The organism is Herbaspirillum sp. DW155 (genome assembly GCF_037076565.1).
GTDB lineage: Bacteria > Pseudomonadota > Gammaproteobacteria > Burkholderiales > Burkholderiaceae_D > Herbaspirillum.
On sequence record NZ_AP029028.1, the window covers coordinates 5,432,362 to 5,449,045 of the forward strand.

Annotated in this window: 12 protein-coding genes; 5 read left to right on the top strand and 7 right to left on the bottom strand. The window is 64.4% G+C overall.

All coding sequences use genetic code 11. The features are described 5' to 3' along the window. The first annotated feature begins 75 nt into the window (after positions 1 to 75). Entirely contained in the window at positions 76 to 1,707 is a 1,632-nt protein-coding gene (locus tag AACH55_RS24755; protein WP_338717336.1) for a GMC family oxidoreductase N-terminal domain-containing protein, read from the top strand. 34 nt (positions 1,708 to 1,741) lie between these two features. Then, on the top strand, positions 1,742 to 3,160 hold the full coding sequence (locus AACH55_RS24760) for a coniferyl aldehyde dehydrogenase (protein WP_338717337.1): 1,419 nt from the start codon (positions 1,742 to 1,744) through the stop codon (positions 3,158 to 3,160). Between the two features lie 101 nt (positions 3,161 to 3,261). Here the strand turns inward: AACH55_RS24760 and lipA are convergent, their stop codons facing one another. From lipA to AACH55_RS24775, 3 genes are read right to left on the bottom strand one after another with little or no spacing between them, the layout of a single operon-like run. Then, positions 3,262 to 4,254 (bottom strand): lipoyl synthase, encoded by a 993-nt coding sequence (gene lipA, locus AACH55_RS24765; protein WP_338717338.1) that lies wholly within the window; start codon positions 4,252 to 4,254, stop codon positions 3,262 to 3,264. Positions 4,255 to 4,294: 40 nt separating this feature from the next. Continuing rightward, the gene (gene lipB, locus AACH55_RS24770) at positions 4,295 to 4,987 is read right to left on the bottom strand and encodes a lipoyl(octanoyl) transferase LipB (RefSeq protein WP_338717339.1); all 693 of its coding nucleotides are present in this window, start codon (positions 4,985 to 4,987) and stop codon (positions 4,295 to 4,297) included. A gap of 35 nt (positions 4,988 to 5,022) precedes the next feature. Next, positions 5,023 to 5,337: a DUF2917 domain-containing protein gene (locus tag AACH55_RS24775; protein WP_338717341.1), complete on the bottom strand. Its 315-nt coding sequence runs from the start codon at positions 5,335 to 5,337 to the stop codon at positions 5,023 to 5,025. Positions 5,338 to 5,531: 194 nt separating this feature from the next. Between AACH55_RS24775 and gcvA the strand changes: the two genes are divergently transcribed. Beyond that, the gene (gcvA, locus tag AACH55_RS24780) at positions 5,532 to 6,482 is read left to right on the top strand and encodes a transcriptional regulator GcvA (protein ID WP_338717342.1); all 951 of its coding nucleotides are present in this window, start codon (positions 5,532 to 5,534) and stop codon (positions 6,480 to 6,482) included. A 65-nt stretch (positions 6,483 to 6,547) separates the two neighbouring features. Here the strand turns inward: gcvA and AACH55_RS24785 are convergent, their stop codons facing one another. From AACH55_RS24785 to AACH55_RS24795, 3 genes are all read right to left on the bottom strand, one after another. Beyond that, positions 6,548 to 6,829, bottom strand: a complete 282-nt coding sequence (locus tag AACH55_RS24785) for a DUF493 family protein (protein WP_338717343.1) — start codon at positions 6,827 to 6,829, stop codon at positions 6,548 to 6,550. A gap of 181 nt (positions 6,830 to 7,010) precedes the next feature. Then, the gene (locus tag AACH55_RS24790; protein ID WP_338717344.1) at positions 7,011 to 7,859 is read right to left on the bottom strand and encodes a D-amino acid aminotransferase; all 849 of its coding nucleotides are present in this window, start codon (positions 7,857 to 7,859) and stop codon (positions 7,011 to 7,013) included. 117 nt (positions 7,860 to 7,976) lie between these two features. Continuing rightward, on the bottom strand, positions 7,977 to 9,755 hold the full coding sequence (locus tag AACH55_RS24795) for an ABC transporter ATP-binding protein/permease (protein WP_338717345.1): 1,779 nt from the start codon (positions 9,753 to 9,755) through the stop codon (positions 7,977 to 7,979). A 274-nt stretch (positions 9,756 to 10,029) separates the two neighbouring features. Here AACH55_RS24795 and AACH55_RS24800 point away from each other — a divergent pair, with 274 nt between their 5' ends. Both AACH55_RS24800 and AACH55_RS24805 read left to right on the top strand, forming a co-directional pair. Beyond that, positions 10,030 to 11,727 carry a methyl-accepting chemotaxis protein gene (locus AACH55_RS24800; protein ID WP_338717346.1) on the top strand — a complete coding sequence of 566 codons (1,698 nt, stop codon included), beginning with the start codon at positions 10,030 to 10,032 and terminating at the stop codon, positions 11,725 to 11,727. Positions 11,728 to 12,140: 413 nt separating this feature from the next. Next, positions 12,141 to 13,997 (top strand): ABC transporter ATP-binding protein, encoded by a 1,857-nt coding sequence (locus AACH55_RS24805; RefSeq protein WP_338717347.1) that lies wholly within the window; start codon positions 12,141 to 12,143, stop codon positions 13,995 to 13,997. Between the two features lie 273 nt (positions 13,998 to 14,270). Here the strand turns inward: AACH55_RS24805 and bglX are convergent, their stop codons facing one another. Beyond that, positions 14,271 to 16,625, bottom strand: a complete 2,355-nt coding sequence (gene bglX / locus AACH55_RS24810; RefSeq protein WP_338717348.1) for a beta-glucosidase BglX — start codon at positions 16,623 to 16,625, stop codon at positions 14,271 to 14,273. Between the last annotated feature and the right edge of the window lie 59 nt (positions 16,626 to 16,684).

The window sequence follows — 16,684 nt, forward strand, 5'->3', positions numbered from 1 at the left end:
ACCGGACGCGGCGCCCTGCCCTTCCAAAGGCGGCGCCACCTGAAAGCCGGTCAACGATAAAAAAGGGAGACAACCGTGCTGTTCGATTACGTCATCATCGGTGGCGGCTCGGCGGGGGCGACGCTGGCTGCGCGCCTGTCGGAAGATCCGCGTGTATCGGTCTGCCTGCTGGAAGCCGGCGGCCAGGGCGACAGCCTGCTGGTACGTACCCCGGCCGCCGTCGTGGCCATGCTGCCCGGCTACGGCAAACTCAATAACTGGGCCTTGCAGACCACGCCCCAGCCGGGCCTGAACGGCCGGCGCGGCTATCAGCCACGGGGGCGCGCCCTGGGCGGCTCCTCGGCCATCAATGCCATGCTCTACATCCGAGGCCAGCGCCAGGATTACGACGGCTGGGCCGAGGCCGGCTGCCCCGGCTGGGACTGGGAATCGGTGCTGCCCTACTTCAAGCGCGCCGAAAACAACGTGCGCGGGGCCGATGCCTGGCATGGCGCCAGCGGCCCCTTGCAGGTGGCCGAGCAGAACCGGCCGCGTCCGATCACGCGCGCCTTCATCGAGGCCGCGCAGGCGCGCGGCTATCCGCTGTGCGAGGATTTCAACCGGGGCGACAACGAAGGCGTGGGGCTGTACCAGGTCACGCAATTCCACAGCCGCGCCCATCGCGGCGAACGCTGCTCGGCAGCCGCCGCCTACCTGCACCCGGTGATGGGGCGGCGCCCCAACCTGACGGTGCTGCGCCAGGTGCGGGCGCAACGGCTGTTGTTCGAGGGCAAGCGCGCCATGGGCGTGGCGTATCGCCAGCAGCAGCAAGATCTCCAGGTGCGCGCCGCGCGCGAAGTGATCCTGGCGGCGGGCGCCTTCGGCTCGCCACAATTGCTGCAGCTGTCGGGCGTGGGCCGCCCGGAAGACATCCTTCCGCACGGCATCGCCCTGCATCATCCCTTGCCCGGCGTGGGCCAGAACCTGCAGGATCACCTCGATTTCACGCAAGGATGGACCACGCGCGACACCGACAATTTCGGCCTGGGCGTGGTCGGCGGCCTGCGCCTGCTGGGCCAGTTGCTGCCCTGGAAGCGGCATGGCGAGGGCCTCATCGCCACGCCTTTCGCGGAAGGCGCGGCCTTCCTCAAGACGCGCAGCGGACTGGACCGGCCCGACATCCAGCTGCATTTTTGCATCGCCATCGTGGATGACCATGCAAGAAAGCTGCATGCCGGTTATGGCTTCTCCCTGCACATGTGCCTGCTGCGGCCGCATTCGCGCGGCCGCGTGGGTCTGCAATCGGCCGACCCGATGGCCGATCCGCTGATCGATCCGGGCTATCTCTCCGACCCGCGCGACCTGGCCAGCATGATCGAGGGCGCGCGCATCGCGCGCCAGATCGTGATGACCGAACCGCTGCGCCGCTACTGCCGACGCGAACTGTTCGGCGGCCACGAGGGCATGGATGATGCGCAATGGGAAGCCATGATCCGCAACCGTGCCGACACCATCTATCATCCCGTGGGCAGCTGCCGCATGGGCCAGGACCAGATGGCCGTGGTCGATGCGCAATTGCGCGTGCATGGCCTGCAAGGGCTGCGCGTGGTCGATGCGTCGGTGATGCCGACATTGGTCAGCGGCAACACCAATGCCCCGGCCATCATGATTGCCGAGAAGGCGGCCGACCTGATCCGCGCCAGCCGGGAACAGGCGCATGCCGCCTGAAAAATAACGACAGTGACCATGCAAGGATGCATCAATGACCGATACCACCGCTGCACAATTGCATCAGCTTTTTACCGCGCAACGGCAAGCCTTTGCCATCGACAGCGACCCGTCCCATGCGCTGCGCATGGACCGTCTGGCGCGCCTGCAGGCACTCATCGGCGAACATGAGGCCGCGCTCATCGCGGCCATCGATGCCGACTTCGGCGGCCGTTCGCATCATGAGACGCGCATGGCCGAACTCTTCGTCGTGCGGGCCGCAATCCGTCACGCGCAATCACACCTGCAGCGCTGGATGCGTCCGCAGCGCGTCGCCACCGCCCTGCACTTCCTGCCCGGCAGCAATCGCCTGCTGGCGCAGCCGCTGGGCGTGGTGGGCATCATCTCGCCGTGGAATTATCCGCTGCAACTGGCGCTGGGCCCGGCGCTGGCGGCGCTGGCGGCGGGCAACCGGGTACTGCTCAAACCCTCGGAACTGACGCCGCGCCTCTCGGCCCTGCTGGCCGAGCTGGTCGCGCGTTATTACGCCCCGGAGGAAATGGCCGTGGTCACCGGCGACGCCGGCATCGGGCAAGCTTTTGCATCGCTGCCCTTCGATCACCTGTTCTTCACCGGTTCGACCCAGGTCGGGCGGCAGATTGCGCAACTGGCTGCCGCCAACCTGACGCCGGTGACACTGGAGCTGGGTGGCAAGTCACCTGCCATTCTCGATCCTTCGTGCCGCCTGGAGAGCGCCCTGCAGCGTATCGCCTTCGGCAAGCTGCTCAATGCCGGCCAGACCTGCGTGGCGCCGGATTACCTGCTGGTCCCGCACTGCCAGGGGACTCGCGTGGCACAGCAACTGGCACAGGCCATGAGCCGACTCTATCCGCATCTGCACGGCAACCCGGACTACACGGCCATCATCAGCCCGCGCCATCGGGCGCGATTGCAGGCGATGGTGGAAGAAGCGCGTGCCGGTGGTGCGCAGGTGATCGAGGTCAACCCGGCGGGTGAAGACCTGGGCCAGAGCCGCAAGCTCGCGCCTGCGCTGATCCTGGGCGCCACCTCGTCGATGCGGGTGATGCAGGAAGAGATCTTCGGGCCGGTGCTGCCGATCCTGGAATACGAAACGCCCGAACAGGCCATCGCCCATGTGCGGCAAGGCCCGCGCCCGCTGGCGCTGTACTGGTTCGGCGAGAATGCGGCACGACGCGAGCAGATACTGCGGCAGACCCATGCGGGCGGCGTGACCATCAATGACTGCCTGTGGCATCTGGTACAGGAGGAACAGCCCTTCGGCGGCGTCGGCGAGAGCGGCATGGGTGCCTATCACGGACGCTGGGGCTTCGATACCTTCAGCAAGCGCAAGCCGGTGTTCCGGCAGGCGCGCTGGAATGGCGGAACGCTGTTGCATCCGCCTTATGGAAAGACGTTTGAGTGGGTGATGGGGTTGATCAGGAGATTGAGCTGACGGCCTTCGCCGACCGGTGGAACCTCAAATAAACCGGCTCAAAAAGCACGAGGCCCGGAGCGGTGACTCCGGGCCTTATTCAAACGATCCTGCTTATGGCGTCAAACCAAGCCGTGCGCCTGCTGATCCGCATGGTAGCTGGAGCGCACCATCGCCCCCACGGCCGCATGCACGAAGCCCATCTTGTAGGCCTCTTCCTCGTACATCTTGAAGGTGTCGGGATGCACGTAACGGCGCACCGGCAGGTGGTCGCCGCTGGGCATCAGGTACTGGCCGATGGTGAGCATGTCGACGTTGTGCGCGCGCATGTCGCGCATGACCTGCAGCACTTCCTCGTCGGTCTCGCCCAGACCCACCATGATGCCGGACTTGGTGGGCACTTCCGGATGCAGCTCCTTGAAGCGCTTCAACAGGTTCAGCGAATATTCATAGTCCGAACCCGGACGCGCTTCCTTGTACAGGCGCGGTGCGGTTTCGAGGTTGTGGTTCATGACGTCCGGCGGGGCCATCTTGAGGATTTCCAGCGCGCGGTCCATGCGGCCACGGAAGTCCGGGGTCAGGATCTCGATGCGGGTCTCGGGGGACAGTTCACGCACGCGCTGGATGCAGGCTGCGAAGTGGGCGGCACCACCATCGCGCAGGTCGTCGCGGTCCACGCTGGTGATGACCACGTAGGACAGGCGCAGCTGGGCGATGGTCTTGGCCAGGTTTTCCGGCTCGTTGGGGTCCAGCGGATCGGGACGGCCGTGGCCGACGTCGCAGAAGGGGCAGCGGCGGGTGCACTTGTCGCCCATGATCATGAAGGTCGCCGTGCCCTTGCCGAAGCATTCGCCGATGTTGGGGCAAGAGGCTTCTTCACAGACCGTCACCAGATTGTTGGCGCGCAGGATGTCCTTGATCTCGTAGAAGCGCGTGGTGGGCGAACCGGCCTTGACGCGAATCCAGTCCGGCTTCTTCAGCTTTTCGGCGGCCACCACCTTGATCGGAATCCAGGCGGTCTTGCCGGCGCCCTTCTGCTTGTCCAGCGGATTGGCGCGCGCCGAGCCGGTGGCATTGGAGGAAGAATCTGCTGCGGGAGTGAGTTCGGTAGTCATGTCGGTCGTTCCGGCCCCGGGCGCACGCGGCGCGTGGGGCTCAAGCCATGCCCGCGAAGCGGGCGATCAGTTGGTCGGCAAGCAAGTCTTGGACATCGGCCAGCCGGGCATTGGCAGCCCCGAGGGTCTGCATGTCCACGGTGGCCAGGCCTTCGTAGCCGCAGGGGTTGATCCAGGAAAACGGTGCCAGGTCCATCGCCACATTGAGCGAGACACCGTGGTAGGTGCAGCCGTTGCCCCGTATCTTCAAGCCCAGCGCGGCCACCTTGGCGCCCTGCCAGGGGCCGTCGGCGGCGTAGATGCCGGGCGCCCCCTCCTTGCGTACACCGGCCAGATTATACGCCGCCAGCGTGGCGATCACCGCCTCTTCGATGTTGTGCACGAATTCGCGCGCGAACAGGCGGGCCCCGCTGCGGTTACGGCGCAGGTCCATCAGCAGGTAGATCACCACCTGGCCGGGGCCGTGGTAGGTGACCTCGCCGCCGCGGTCGGTCTGGACAATGGGGATGTCGTGCGGATTCAACACATGGGCGCGGTCGGCGCCCAACCCCAGCGTGTAGACAGGGGGATGCTCGACGATCCAGAGCTGGTCGGGGGACTCGGCGCTGCGCGCATCGGTATAGGCGCGCATGGCGGCGAAGCTGGCTTCGTAGGGCTCGACGCCGCGCCGGACGATCTCGGGCCGGCGGGCGCCAGTCACGGGCGTGCTGGCGGTGGGCAGTGCGGTTTGCATGCCCGCCAGTGTAGCGAAATTCGCTGCGGACCGTATCAGAACCAGCGGATCAGGCCGTGCGGCAACAGCTTTGCAATACGCACCGTATCGTCATCACATCCCTTGGGAGGCAAGGGCGTGACCGTAAATTCGGCCGCACCGTTGACCGCTTCGAAGATGGCCTCGCCGCGCCCGTGGTAATCGAAGCAGCGGCCGGGCTTGAGCCAGATGTCTTCGCGGCAGCCGGCAATGGTCAGCCACACCAGTCCGGAGGTCACACGGATGCGCACGCCACCCCGCAGGCGACGGGTCTGGACCTGGCCTTCCTGCAACTGGCCGACGGGGCTAGTATCTGTGAATGAAATTGCCATGGCGGATGCTCCTCTGCGAGACTGTCTGATACGCCAGGCAAGCCGCGTCCCTGCCGCGATGCCCGGAAGGGTGCGGCTGCAAGCGGGAAATGCCTGGAATGATGTGTGATGAATCATCATTGTAGGAAAGCCCGCAAGCACGGCAAAACGATATATATTGCCCTTCTTTGCTAATAGAATTCACAAGAGGCAGCATGGCCGACCTGAGAAAATTGCCCAACCTGACGGCCCTGCGCGCCTTCGATGCGGCGGCCCGCCACGGCTGCTTCTCGCGCGCAGCCGAAGAGGTGCACGTCACCCCCGGGGCGATCAGCCACCAGGTGCGCGCCCTGGAGGAAGACCTGGGCCTGCAGCTGTTCCATCGCCACGGCAAGCGCATTTCCATCACCGAGACGGGCGAGCGTTTCGCCCTCACCATCCGCAAGTCGCTGGGCGAGATCGCCCAGGCCGCCGAGCACCTGCGCAGCCTGACGCGCCAGCAGCGACTGGTGATCTCGGCCACGCCCTCCTTCGCCTCGCGCTGGCTGGCGCCGCGCCTGTGGAAGTTCATCGATGCCCATCCCGAGATCGAAGTGGTGCTGCAATCGGGCAGCCACCTGGCCGACCTGCGGCTGGACGGGGTGGACATCGGCATCCGCTTTGGGCGCGGCCAGTACAGCGGCGTGGTCACCGAAAAGTTGAGCGACGATTACTACTATCCGGTGGCGGCGCCCGGCTATCGCGGCAGGCAGAACAAGAAGCTCACACGACCATCCGACCTGACCCACTGCACCCTGCTGCGCATGGACACGCGGGAATCCTGGCAACCCTGGCTGCCCCTGGCCGGACTAGACCTGCCCGAGCCGCGCGGCACGCTGGTGGTGGAAGATTCTTCGCTGACGCTGCGTCACGCGGTGGAGGGCAAGGGGGTGGCACTGTCACGCCATACGATTGCCTGGCAGGAGATCGCCAGCGGCACGCTGGTGCGGCTGTTCGACGTGGCGCAGCTGTGCGAGGACGCGCACTACCTGGTGCATCTGCCGGAGGGGCTGGAAAAGCCGGGGGTGGCGGCCTTCAGGAAATGGATACTGGAAGAGATGCGGCAATTCCACGCGCAGTCGGCATGGCCGGGCACGGTGCAGAAAACGTCAGGGCGCAAGAAGTGAAGCGCACATGAAAAAACCGGCGCGCCTTGCGGGCCGCGCCGGTTTTCGCGAGGGGATGGCCGGGCTCAGAGCACGAACTTGACCATCTCGTGCGTGGAGAGCGCGCGATAGATGTTGTCGAGCTGGGTGCGGCTGGTGGCGCGCACGGTCAGGGTCAGGGAGAGGTACTTGCCCTGGGTGGAGGGACGCATCTCGACCTTGCCGGCGTGAAACTCGGGGTCGTGCTCGACGACCATGGCGACGATGGTCTCGGCAAACGCGTCATGGGTGATCCCGACCACCTTGATGGGGAAGTCGCTGGGATACTCGATCAGAGATTCTTCAGGGGAAATAGTGGGCATAGTCATGGCAAACCGCCTTGGCGTTGTCCGCCTGGCGCTCCGGTTTCAATGCTCCCAGATGGGGATGAACCTGCGGGCTTCAAGCGGGGGACTCGGGTGGGGAATGCCTGCATTCTACGCCATGCGGGCGGGGCGGCGTGCAGAAAACCGCAGTGCCACCCGCACCTCATGACAAGCTGCAAACGCCTTACAGCCGTGCCTTGGCCGCCTGATAAGCCGCATACACCCTGGCAAACACCGGCCCCGGCTGGCCGCTGCCGACCGGCTTGTCGTCCAGCGTCACCACCGGCAGCACTTCCTTGCTGGCCGAGGAAATCATGAGTTCATCGGCCGCCAGCACTTCTTCACGGGTGATGCGGCGCGACTCCAGCGCGATGCCCTCCCCGGCGCACAGCTCTTCCATCAGGCCATAGCGGATGCCTTCGAGGATCAGGTTGTCCTTGGGCGGGGCGGAAATCTTGCCGTCCTTGACCACCCACACGTTGGAAGACGACGCCTCCGACAGATAACCATCACGGAACTGGATCGCTTCGGTCACCTGGTGCTCGGCGGCGAACTGCGCGGCCAGCACGTTGCCCAGCAAGGAGGTGGACTTGATCTGGCAGTTCAGCCAGCGGCGATCTTCCATGGTCACGCAAGCCACACCCTTTTCGATGGACGCGGCCGGTGGCAGCGCCATCGGATTGGTCATGATCAGCACCGTCGGCACCACTTCCTTAGGGAAGGCATGCACGCGCTTGGCCACGCCACGGGTGACCTGGATGTAGATCATCTGGTCCTCCAGGCCATTGGCCTCGACCACCTGGCTGATGAGGCCGTTCCAGCCGGCTTCGTCATGCGGATTCGGAATACCGATGCTGGCCAGGCTGCGGAACAGGCGCGCCAGGTGCTGCCGGCCACGGAAAGCCTTGCGGCGATACATGGGGATCACTTCGTAGATGCCGTCGCCAAAGATGAAGCCGCGGTCCAGCACCGGGACGCGGGCTTCGGAGAGGGGCGTGAGTTCGCCGTTGAGATAGACGATGGGATCGTTCATGGTGGGCTTTCCGGTAATCGAGTGTGAGCGGATGAAGGCGGCAAGCTTGCCGCGATGAATCCATTCTGTCACGCGGTCTTTGGCGTCCCTATGCAAAAACGGTATAAGGCCCTCCCCTCACACGGCAATGGGCAGCGCCTCCACGCGATGGCCCTGGCCTTCGCCCGCAGCGGTAAATTTCCAGCGCACGTCATGGAAGCGCGCCAGCGTTTCGCGGTGCGCGATGCTGATCACGGTCACGCCCGGCAACTCGCGCGGCAGGGCGGCATAGAGCGCTTCCTCGGTCTCGCCATCCATGGCACTGCTGGCCTCGTCCAGGAACACCAGACGCGGACGGTTGAGGAACACCCGCACGAAGGCCAGACGCTGTTGCTCGCCCGGTGACAGGGCCTGGCTCCAGTTGGCCGCCACATCGAGGCGGTCAGCCAGGTACGAAAGACGGCACAGATTCAGATAGCGCGTGATGAGCGCATCATCGAAACTGCCCTCGGCGGCCGGATAGGAGAGCGCTGCGCGCAGCGTGCCGATGGGCAGGTAGCTGCGCTGGGGCAGGAACATCGCGGGCGCATCCTGCGGCAGGGCGATGCGGCCCTCACCGTAAGGCCAGATGTCGGCCATGGCGCGGATCAGGGTGGACTTGCCGCAACCGGAAGGACCGCTGATGAGCACATGCTCGCCCGACTCCACGCGCGCATCCAGACTGCCCATCATGGGCCGGCCATCAGGGAAGGACAGTTGCAGGCCCTGCAGGGTGACGGCACTGCCGCGATGGGGCGCGACCTCGATGGTGCGCGGCATGTCGGCCGCACGCTGGACATCCGCATGAAAGCCCGCCAGCCGGTTGATGGAAGCCTTCCAGCTGGCCAGCGTGGTGAAGGCATTGATGAACCACGACAGCGCATCCTGCACCTGCCCGAAGGCATCGCTGATCTGCATGAGCACCCCCAGCGAAATGGCCCCGGAAAAATAGCGCGGCGCCGACACCAGCATGGGGAAGATCACCGCGAACTGCCCATAGAAATTGACGGCCACGTTGAGCTTCTTGGTCAGCCGCATGATGTTCCACCAGTTCTCGCGGATGTCGTCCAGCCGCGCCGTCAGCTGCGCGCGTTCCTGCGGCTCGCCGCGATACAGCGCCACGGCCTCGGCATGCTCGCGCACGCGGATGAGGCCAAAGCGGAAGTTGGCCTCGAAGCGTTCCTGATTGAAGCTCAGGCCCACCAGCGGACGGCCGATCCACCACACCACACCGGAGCCGATGGCGGCATAGGCGAGCACGAACCAGACCATGTAACCGGGGATGACCCACGATTGCCCCAGCGCCGTGAAGGACAGCGGCCCGCTCACCGACCACAGGATATGGATGAAGGAAAACAGCGTCACGCTGCTGGAGATGAAACCCAGCACCAGCGAGAGCGTGTCCGAGGTGAGCGCGTGCAGGTCTTCGGCGATGCGCTGGTCGGGGTTGTCGGAAAAGCGTCCCTCCTGTCCCTGCTCGATGCGGTAGTAGGCACGATGCGCCAGCCAGCGGTCGAGGTAGCGCGTGCTCATCCAGTAGCGCCAGCGGATCTGCAGCGCCTGCTTGAGGTAGACGCCGTAGATGGCGATGGCCACGAAGACGAAAGCCAGTCCCGAGAATTGCCACAGCAGCGACTTGAACTGGGCGTAGTCGCGCGATTGCAGCACGTTGTACAGGTCGCGGTTCCAGGAATTGAGCCGCACGTTGATGTAGACCATGCCCAGGTTCAGGGCCAGGATGGACAGGAGCAGAGCCCAGGCTTTCCACTTCTCTTCGGACACCCAGAAGGGCTTGATGAGTCGCCAGATGTCGGCGCGGCTGGCGCGGCTGGCGCGGTTGGCGCGAGTGGACTGGTGGGCTGGGGATTGTTCTGTCATGTCGTCATCCTGATGGTGATGTCCTCTTTGCTGCCCAGCTTGCCGCAAAAGACTTAACTCAGGCTTAACTTCAGGCTTAAAGACGGATCAAGAAGCATTAAGGAAAGCTTAATGCTTTTGCAATCGGGCATTCAGCGCTATTGAATGCATCGAAACAATCAATCCCGCAGGCGTGCAAACCCCGCTACACTGCGCTCCTGAACGATATTGCCGCACATCAATACCCGTGCGGACCACCAGCGTCCGCACCACTGCCCCCCTCATGGAGAATCACATGCACGCCCTTCCCCCCAAGCGCCGTTCGCTCAGCGTCGCGGCCCAACTGGCACTGAGTTTTGCGCTGGTACTGGCGATGATGCTGGTGCTCACGGTGCTCAGCATTTCCAAGGTCAACGCCATCGAAGGCAGCCTGACGACCGTCAGCGATGACAACAGCGTCAAGCAGCGCTATGCCATCAATTTCCGTGGCAGCGTACACGACCGGGCCATCGCCCTGCGCGATCTGACCCTGGTGAGCGAGCCCGAGGTCAAGGATGTGATTGCCCTCATCAACAAGCTCGATGCCGATTACCAGCAATCGGCCCGACCGCTCGATCACGTCTTCGCCACCATGAAGGTCAATGCCGATGAGCGCGCCAGCCTGGAGCGCATCAAGGCCATCGAATCCCGCGCCATGCCGCTGGCGGCCAGGACCATCGCCGCCCGCAACGCGGGGGACATCGATGGCGCCCGCCAGTTGCTGCTGAGCCAGGTCAAGCCGGTGTTCGTCGAATGGCTGGCCGCGATCAATCATTTCATCGATCTGGAAGAACACATGAGCCAGGTGGAGTCCGCCAAGGCGCGCAGTACCGCCCACGGTTTCCAGGCCTTCATGCTGGTGCTGCTGGGTGCGGCGCTGGTGGCCGGCGTCGTGCTGGCCACCCTGATTACCCGCAGCATCCGTGGCGCGCTGGGTGCCGAGCCCGATGAGGTCAAGCAACTGGCGCTGGCGGTGGATCGCGGCGAGCTTTACCACGTTGCCGCAGTACCGGCAGCCGCAGGCGGCAAGCGCCAGAGCATCATGGCCGCACTCTCCGAGATGAGCGGCAACCTGCGCCATACCGTCACCCGCGTGCGCGATGCGGCCGCCGGTGTGGCCACCATCAGTGCCCAGATCGCCGCCGGCAACAGCGATCTCTCGGCACGCACCGAAGACCAGGCCGCCTCACTTGAAGAAACCGCCTCGGCCATGGAGCAGCTGACCGCTACCGTCAAACAGAATGACGGCCACGCCCGCCAGGCCAACCAGCTGGCCCGCAATGCCTCCGACATCGCAAAACAGGGCGGCGCCATCGTGGAAGAAGTGGTCGAGACCATGGCCGCCATCAACACCTCCTCGCGCAAGATCGTGGACATCATCGGCGTGATCGACGGCATCGCTTTCCAGACCAACATCCTGGCCTTGAATGCGGCGGTGGAAGCAGCCCGTGCCGGCGAGCAGGGACGCGGCTTTGCGGTGGTGGCCACCGAAGTGCGCAACCTGGCGCAGCGCAGTGCGTCGGCGGCCAAGGAGGTCAAGCAGTTGATCGATGCCTCGGTAGGCAATGTGGAAGCCGGCACGCGCCTGGTGGAACGCGCCGGCGAGACCATGGAGCAGATCGTGGCCAGCGTGCAGCAGGTCACCGACGTGATGGGTGAGATCTCGGCGGCCAGCCACGAGCAGAGCCTGGGGATCGAAGAAGTCAACAAGGCCATCGCGCTGATGGATCAGGTGACCCAGCACAATGCCGCGCTGGTGGAGCAGGCCAGCGCCGCCGTGGCCACGCTGCAGGATCAGGCCGTCAGCCTGAACCAGGCCGTGGGTGTGTTCCAGCTGGAAGCACCGCACGCGCCGGCACGACCGCCGATGACGGCGCCCGCACCGACACTGCAGACCGTGCAGGTTCCGCTGCGGGTCGTCCCGGCATTGTCCGTGGTGCGCGAGGCGGCGTAAGCGGGGCGCGCCGCTGACAGCGCCCCCCGGGAAGTCCTCAGCCAATCGCAGCACGTCTGCCCTCTGAAGACGTCCCGGCGTGCACAAGCATGCCGGGACGCAAGATGGTCCGATACGGACCATTCCGATTTTCCGACAAGTGTTTTTCCCCAGTCCGATACACGCAAGGCAGCCGCATATGAGATGATGCGGCTTCCATCTTTTCGCGGCCTGCCCCGGGATCACGATAGCGGCCCTGCTGCCGCAGCGATCTGCCAGCCGCGCATGAACGGCGTACCGCCTCGCGCACATTCTCTCAGGTACGCCCCATGAAATGAGTTCTAAGCAACGCCCGACCGCGACGCTGCCGTGCCGGCTGTCTTTACGCCTGCCGCACCGCCGTCGGCCCTGATCCGATTTTTGGAGTCCCTTGCATGTTCAGCTGGTTTGAAAAACTGGTCCACCCCTACCCCGACACGCATCCGCTGCCGCCGCCGCGCGGCTTCATGCGCTTCATCTGGTTTTGTACCAAAGGCGTACGCCCCTACATTGCCGCCATGACGCTGATGACGGCCATCATCGGCGTCTTCGAGGCGCTGCTCTTTGCGGCGCTGGGTCGCATCGTCGACTGGCTGGCCAAGGTGCAGCCCGCGCAATTGTGGGCGCAGGAAGGCCATACCCTGGTGTGGCTGGTGGTGATCCTGGCCGCCAGTCCGCTGCTGATCGCACTGCAGACCCTGTACAAGCACCAGACCCTGGCGGGCAATTTCCCCATGCTGCTGCGCTGGAATTTCCATCGCCTCATGTTGAGCCAGAGCATGAGCTTCTACCAGAACGAGTTCGCCGGACGGGTCGCCACCAAGGTCATGCAAAGTGCGCTGGCCGTGCGCGACTTCTGCATGATCGTGGGCGATATCCTGGTCTTCATCACCATCTATTTCGCCACCCTGATCGGCGTGGTGGGCAGCTTCGACATGTGGATGCTGGCGCCCTTCTTCATCTGGCTGGTGGCCTTCGCAGTGGCGCTGCGCTACTTCGTGCCGCGTCTGTCGGCGGTGGCGCGCAACCAGGCCGATGCGCGCTCGCTGATGACCGGACGCATCACCGATGCCTACACCAACATCGCCACCGTGAAGCTGTTCTCGCACGCCGGGCGCGAGGCCGATTACGCCCGCAGCGCCATGCGCGAATTCCTCGCCACGGTCAATCGCCAGATGCGCCTGGTGTCGGGCTTCGAGGTGGTCAACCATATCCTGAACATGGTGCTCATCATCGGCGCGACCGGCGTGTCGCTGTATCTCTGGACCCAGGGCAAGGTGGGCGTGGGCGCGGTCGCCGCCAGCACCGCCATGGCGCTGCGCCTGAACGGTATTGCGCACTGGGTGATGTGGGAGATGTCTTCGCTGTTCGAACACGTGGGCACGGTGCAGGATGGCATCAACACGCTGGCGCGTGCGCACGAGGTCAAGGATGCACCGGATGCCCGGCCGCTGCAGGTGCGCCAGGGCGAGCTGCGCTTTGAAGGCGTGAGCTTCAGCTATGGCGGTGCTGCGCCGCGTCCGGTGGTAGACAAGCTGGACCTGATGATCCGCCCCGGTGAAAAGATCGGGCTGGTGGGCCGCTCCGGCGCGGGCAAATCGACCATCGTGAACCTGCTGTTGCGCTTCTACGATATCGAGGGTGGCCGCATCACCATCGATGGGCAGGACATCGCGCATGTGACGCAAGACAGCCTGCGTGCGCAGATCGGCATGGTGACGCAGGACACCTCGTTGCTGCATCGTTCGGTGCGGGAGAACATCACCTACGGCCGCCCCGATGCCAGCGACGCCGAGATGATCCACGCCGCCGAACGCGCCGAGGCGCATGACTTCATCGGCACCCTGGCCGATGCCAAGGGCCGCACCGGTTACGATGCGCATGTGGGCGAGCGCGGCGTGAAGCTCTCCGGCGGCCAGCGCCAGCGCATCGCCATCGCCCGCGTGATGTTGAAGGATGCCCCCATCCTGCTGCTGGACGAAGCCACCAGCGCGCTCGATTCGGAAGTGGAAGCGGCCATCCAGACTTCGCTCTACAAGCTCATGGAAGGCAAGACCGTGGTGGCGATTGCGCACCGCCTCTCGACCATCGCGGCGATGGACAGGCTCATCGTGCTGGATCAGGGACGCATCGTCGAACAGGGCAGGCATGCTGAACTGCTGGCGGCCAATGGCTTGTATGCGCGCTTGTGGTCGCATCAAAGTGGCGGCTTCCTCGGTGAAGAGGAAGAGGATGCGGTGATGACTGCGTGATGTCTGGTATTCGTAAATGATTTATATCATTTATGACTGATGTAAATGACTGATGTAAAAAATGGGCGCACTCAACAGTGCGCCCATTTTTCTTTGCTTCACATCATGATTGATTCCATCCTCCACCGTTCGGACTGAGTAGCGGCAAAGCCGCGTATCGAAGACGCACCGTCTGTGCTTTTGTTACTCAGGCAGCCGGCGGAGCGTCTTCGATACGGCCTCGAGGGGCCTACTCAGTCCGAACGGGAGTCAGGTTGCTCTTTCCGAGGAAACTTACTGCAGATTGAACGAAGCCGTCTTCACATCCTTGGAATCGAGCCCGATCTGCACCTGGAATTCACCCGGCTCGGCCACGTACTCCAGCCTGGCGTTATAGAAGGACAGCGCCTTGCGGTCGATGCTGAACTGCACTTCCTTCTCTTCGCCCGGTTGCAGCATCACCTTGCGGAAGCCCTTCAATTCCTTGACCGGACGCACCACCGAGGCGGCCACGTCGCGGATGTACAGCTGCACCACGGTGGCACCGGCGCGGCGGCCCACATTCTTGACCGTCACGCTGGCCTGCACATTGCCATCAGCAGTCATGCCGGCTTGCGACAGGCGCACGTCGGAGAGCTTGAACTCGGTATAGCTCAGACCGTATCCGAATGGATACAGCGGACCATTGGGCTCATCGAAGTACTGCGAGGTGTAGTTGCCCGGCTTGCCTTCCGTATAGGGACGCCCCACACGCGGATGGTTGTAGTAGCTCGGAATCTGGCCCACCGAACGCGGGAAGGTGATGGGCAGCTTGCCGGACGGATTGACGTCGCCGAAGAGGATGTCGGCAATCGCATTGCCGCCCTCGGTGCCGGTGTACCAGGTCTCCAGGATGGCCGAGGCATTCTCGCGCGCCCAGTTCAGATCCAGCGGACGGCCATTCATCAACACCAGTACCAGCGGCTTGCCGGTGGCCTTCAAGGCGGTGAGCAGGTCCTGCTGGCTCTGCGGCAGCAGCAGCGAAGTGCGGCTGGAGGATTCGTGCGACATGCCGCGCGACTCGCCCACGGCAGCCACGATCACATCCGCATCGCGCGCGGCCTTCACCGCCTCGTCGATCATGGCCTTGGGGCTGCGCTTGTCCTGCACCACTTCCGGATCATCCCAGTTCAGGAAATTGAGATAGTCGACGACGTGCTTGTCTTCAGTGATGTTGGCGCCACGTGCATAGATCAGTTTGCCCTGCCCGCCCAGCGCATTCTGCAAACCCTGACGCAGGGTGATGGTCTGCTTGTCCTTTCCGGCAGCGGACCAGCTGCCCAGCATGTCGATGTGCGAATCAGCCAGCGGACCGACCAGGGCGATGCGCGCGGTCTTCTTCAGCGGCAGCGCGGCGTTGCGGTTTTCCAGCAGCACCATGGACTGCTGCGCCACTTCGCGCGCGTCGCGGCGATGCAGGCGGCTGTCGGCGTAGACGTCGGGCGGATCGTCGGCAGCGCGACCGATGCGCACGTACGGGTCCTTGAACAGGCCCAGGTCATACTTGGCCCCGAGGATGTCGCGCACCGCGTTGTCCAGCTCCTGCTGCGAGACCTTGCCCGAGCGCACCAGCTCCGGCAATTGCCTGATGTAGACCTGATCGGCCATGCTCATGTCGGTGCCGGCCTTGATCGCCAGGCGCGCGGCTTGCGCATCGTTCTGCGCCACGCCGTGATTGACCAGTTCGGTGATGGCGCCGTGGTCAGAAACGGTCAGCCCCTTGAAGCCCCAATCGCGGCGCAACAGGTCCTGCAGCAGCCAGGTGTTGGACGTGGCCGGGGTGCCATTGATGGAATTGAGCGCCACCATCACCGCACCCGCGCCAGCATCGATGGCAGCGCGATACGGTGGCAGGTAGTCGTTGTACATGCGCTGCGGGTCCATGTTGACGACGTTGTAGTCACGGCCGCCTTCGACCGCGCCATACAACGCAAAATGCTTCACGCTGGCCATGACACGGTTGGCGGCGATGGGCTTGCTGTCGCCCTGCAGGGCCCGCACCGAGGCCTCGGCAATGCGCGAGACCAGATACGGATCTTCCCCAAAGCCTTCCGAGGTGCGGCCCCAGCGCGGATCGCGGCTGATGTCGACCATCGGTGCGAAGGTCATGTCGATGCTGTCGGCAGCGGCTTCTTCGGCGGCGATGCGCATGGAGCGCGCCACCACGTCCATGTCCCAGCTGGAGGCCAGGCCCAGGCCGATGGGGAAGGTGGTGCGATGGCCGTGGATGACGTCATAGGCGAAGAACATCGGAATCTTCAACCGCGAGCGCATGGCACCGTCCTGCAAGGGACGATTCTCCGGACGGGTGACGGAATTGAAGGTACCGCCCACACGGCCGGCGGCCAGTTCCTCGGCCAGCTTCCTGGCGGGCATCTCGGGACCGATACTGATGAGCCGCAATTGCCCGATCTTTTCTTCCAGCGTCATCTGCCGCAGCAGGTCATCGATGAAGGCGGTCTTGTTGCCCAGCAAGGCCATGTTGGCTTGTGCATGGGCCGCCGGGCCGGTCAGGGCGGCGCTGCAGGCCAGCGCGCACAGGGTCATGGCCAGGGCCAGGCGGGGGCGGCGCGGTCGCGCGGCTTGCCGCTCGGTAAGCTTGTGGGACACAGGTTTCCTCTCTCTTTTTTAAACTTTGGCGGCGCGCCGGCCTCTACAAAAGGTGAGCG

Coding starts and splice junctions, on each gene's coding strand:
- lipB (WP_338717339.1), bottom strand. CDS start 4,987: ATGCAAACCGCACTGCCCACCGCCAGCACGCCCGTGACTGGCGCCCGC.
- AACH55_RS24785 (WP_338717343.1), bottom strand. CDS start 6,829: ATGACTATGCCCACTATTTCCCCTGAAGAATCTCTGATCGAGTATCCC.
- AACH55_RS24805 (WP_338717347.1), top strand. CDS start 12,141: ATGTTCAGCTGGTTTGAAAAACTGGTCCACCCCTACCCCGACACGCAT.
- AACH55_RS24800 (WP_338717346.1), top strand. CDS start 10,030: ATGCACGCCCTTCCCCCCAAGCGCCGTTCGCTCAGCGTCGCGGCCCAA.
- AACH55_RS24760 (WP_338717337.1), top strand. CDS start 1,742: ATGACCGATACCACCGCTGCACAATTGCATCAGCTTTTTACCGCGCAA.
- lipA (WP_338717338.1), bottom strand. CDS start 4,254: ATGACTACCGAACTCACTCCCGCAGCAGATTCTTCCTCCAATGCCACC.
- AACH55_RS24775 (WP_338717341.1), bottom strand. CDS start 5,337: ATGGCAATTTCATTCACAGATACTAGCCCCGTCGGCCAGTTGCAGGAA.
- gcvA (WP_338717342.1), top strand. CDS start 5,532: ATGGCCGACCTGAGAAAATTGCCCAACCTGACGGCCCTGCGCGCCTTC.
- AACH55_RS24795 (WP_338717345.1), bottom strand. CDS start 9,755: ATGACAGAACAATCCCCAGCCCACCAGTCCACTCGCGCCAACCGCGCC.
- AACH55_RS24790 (WP_338717344.1), bottom strand. CDS start 7,859: ATGAACGATCCCATCGTCTATCTCAACGGCGAACTCACGCCCCTCTCC.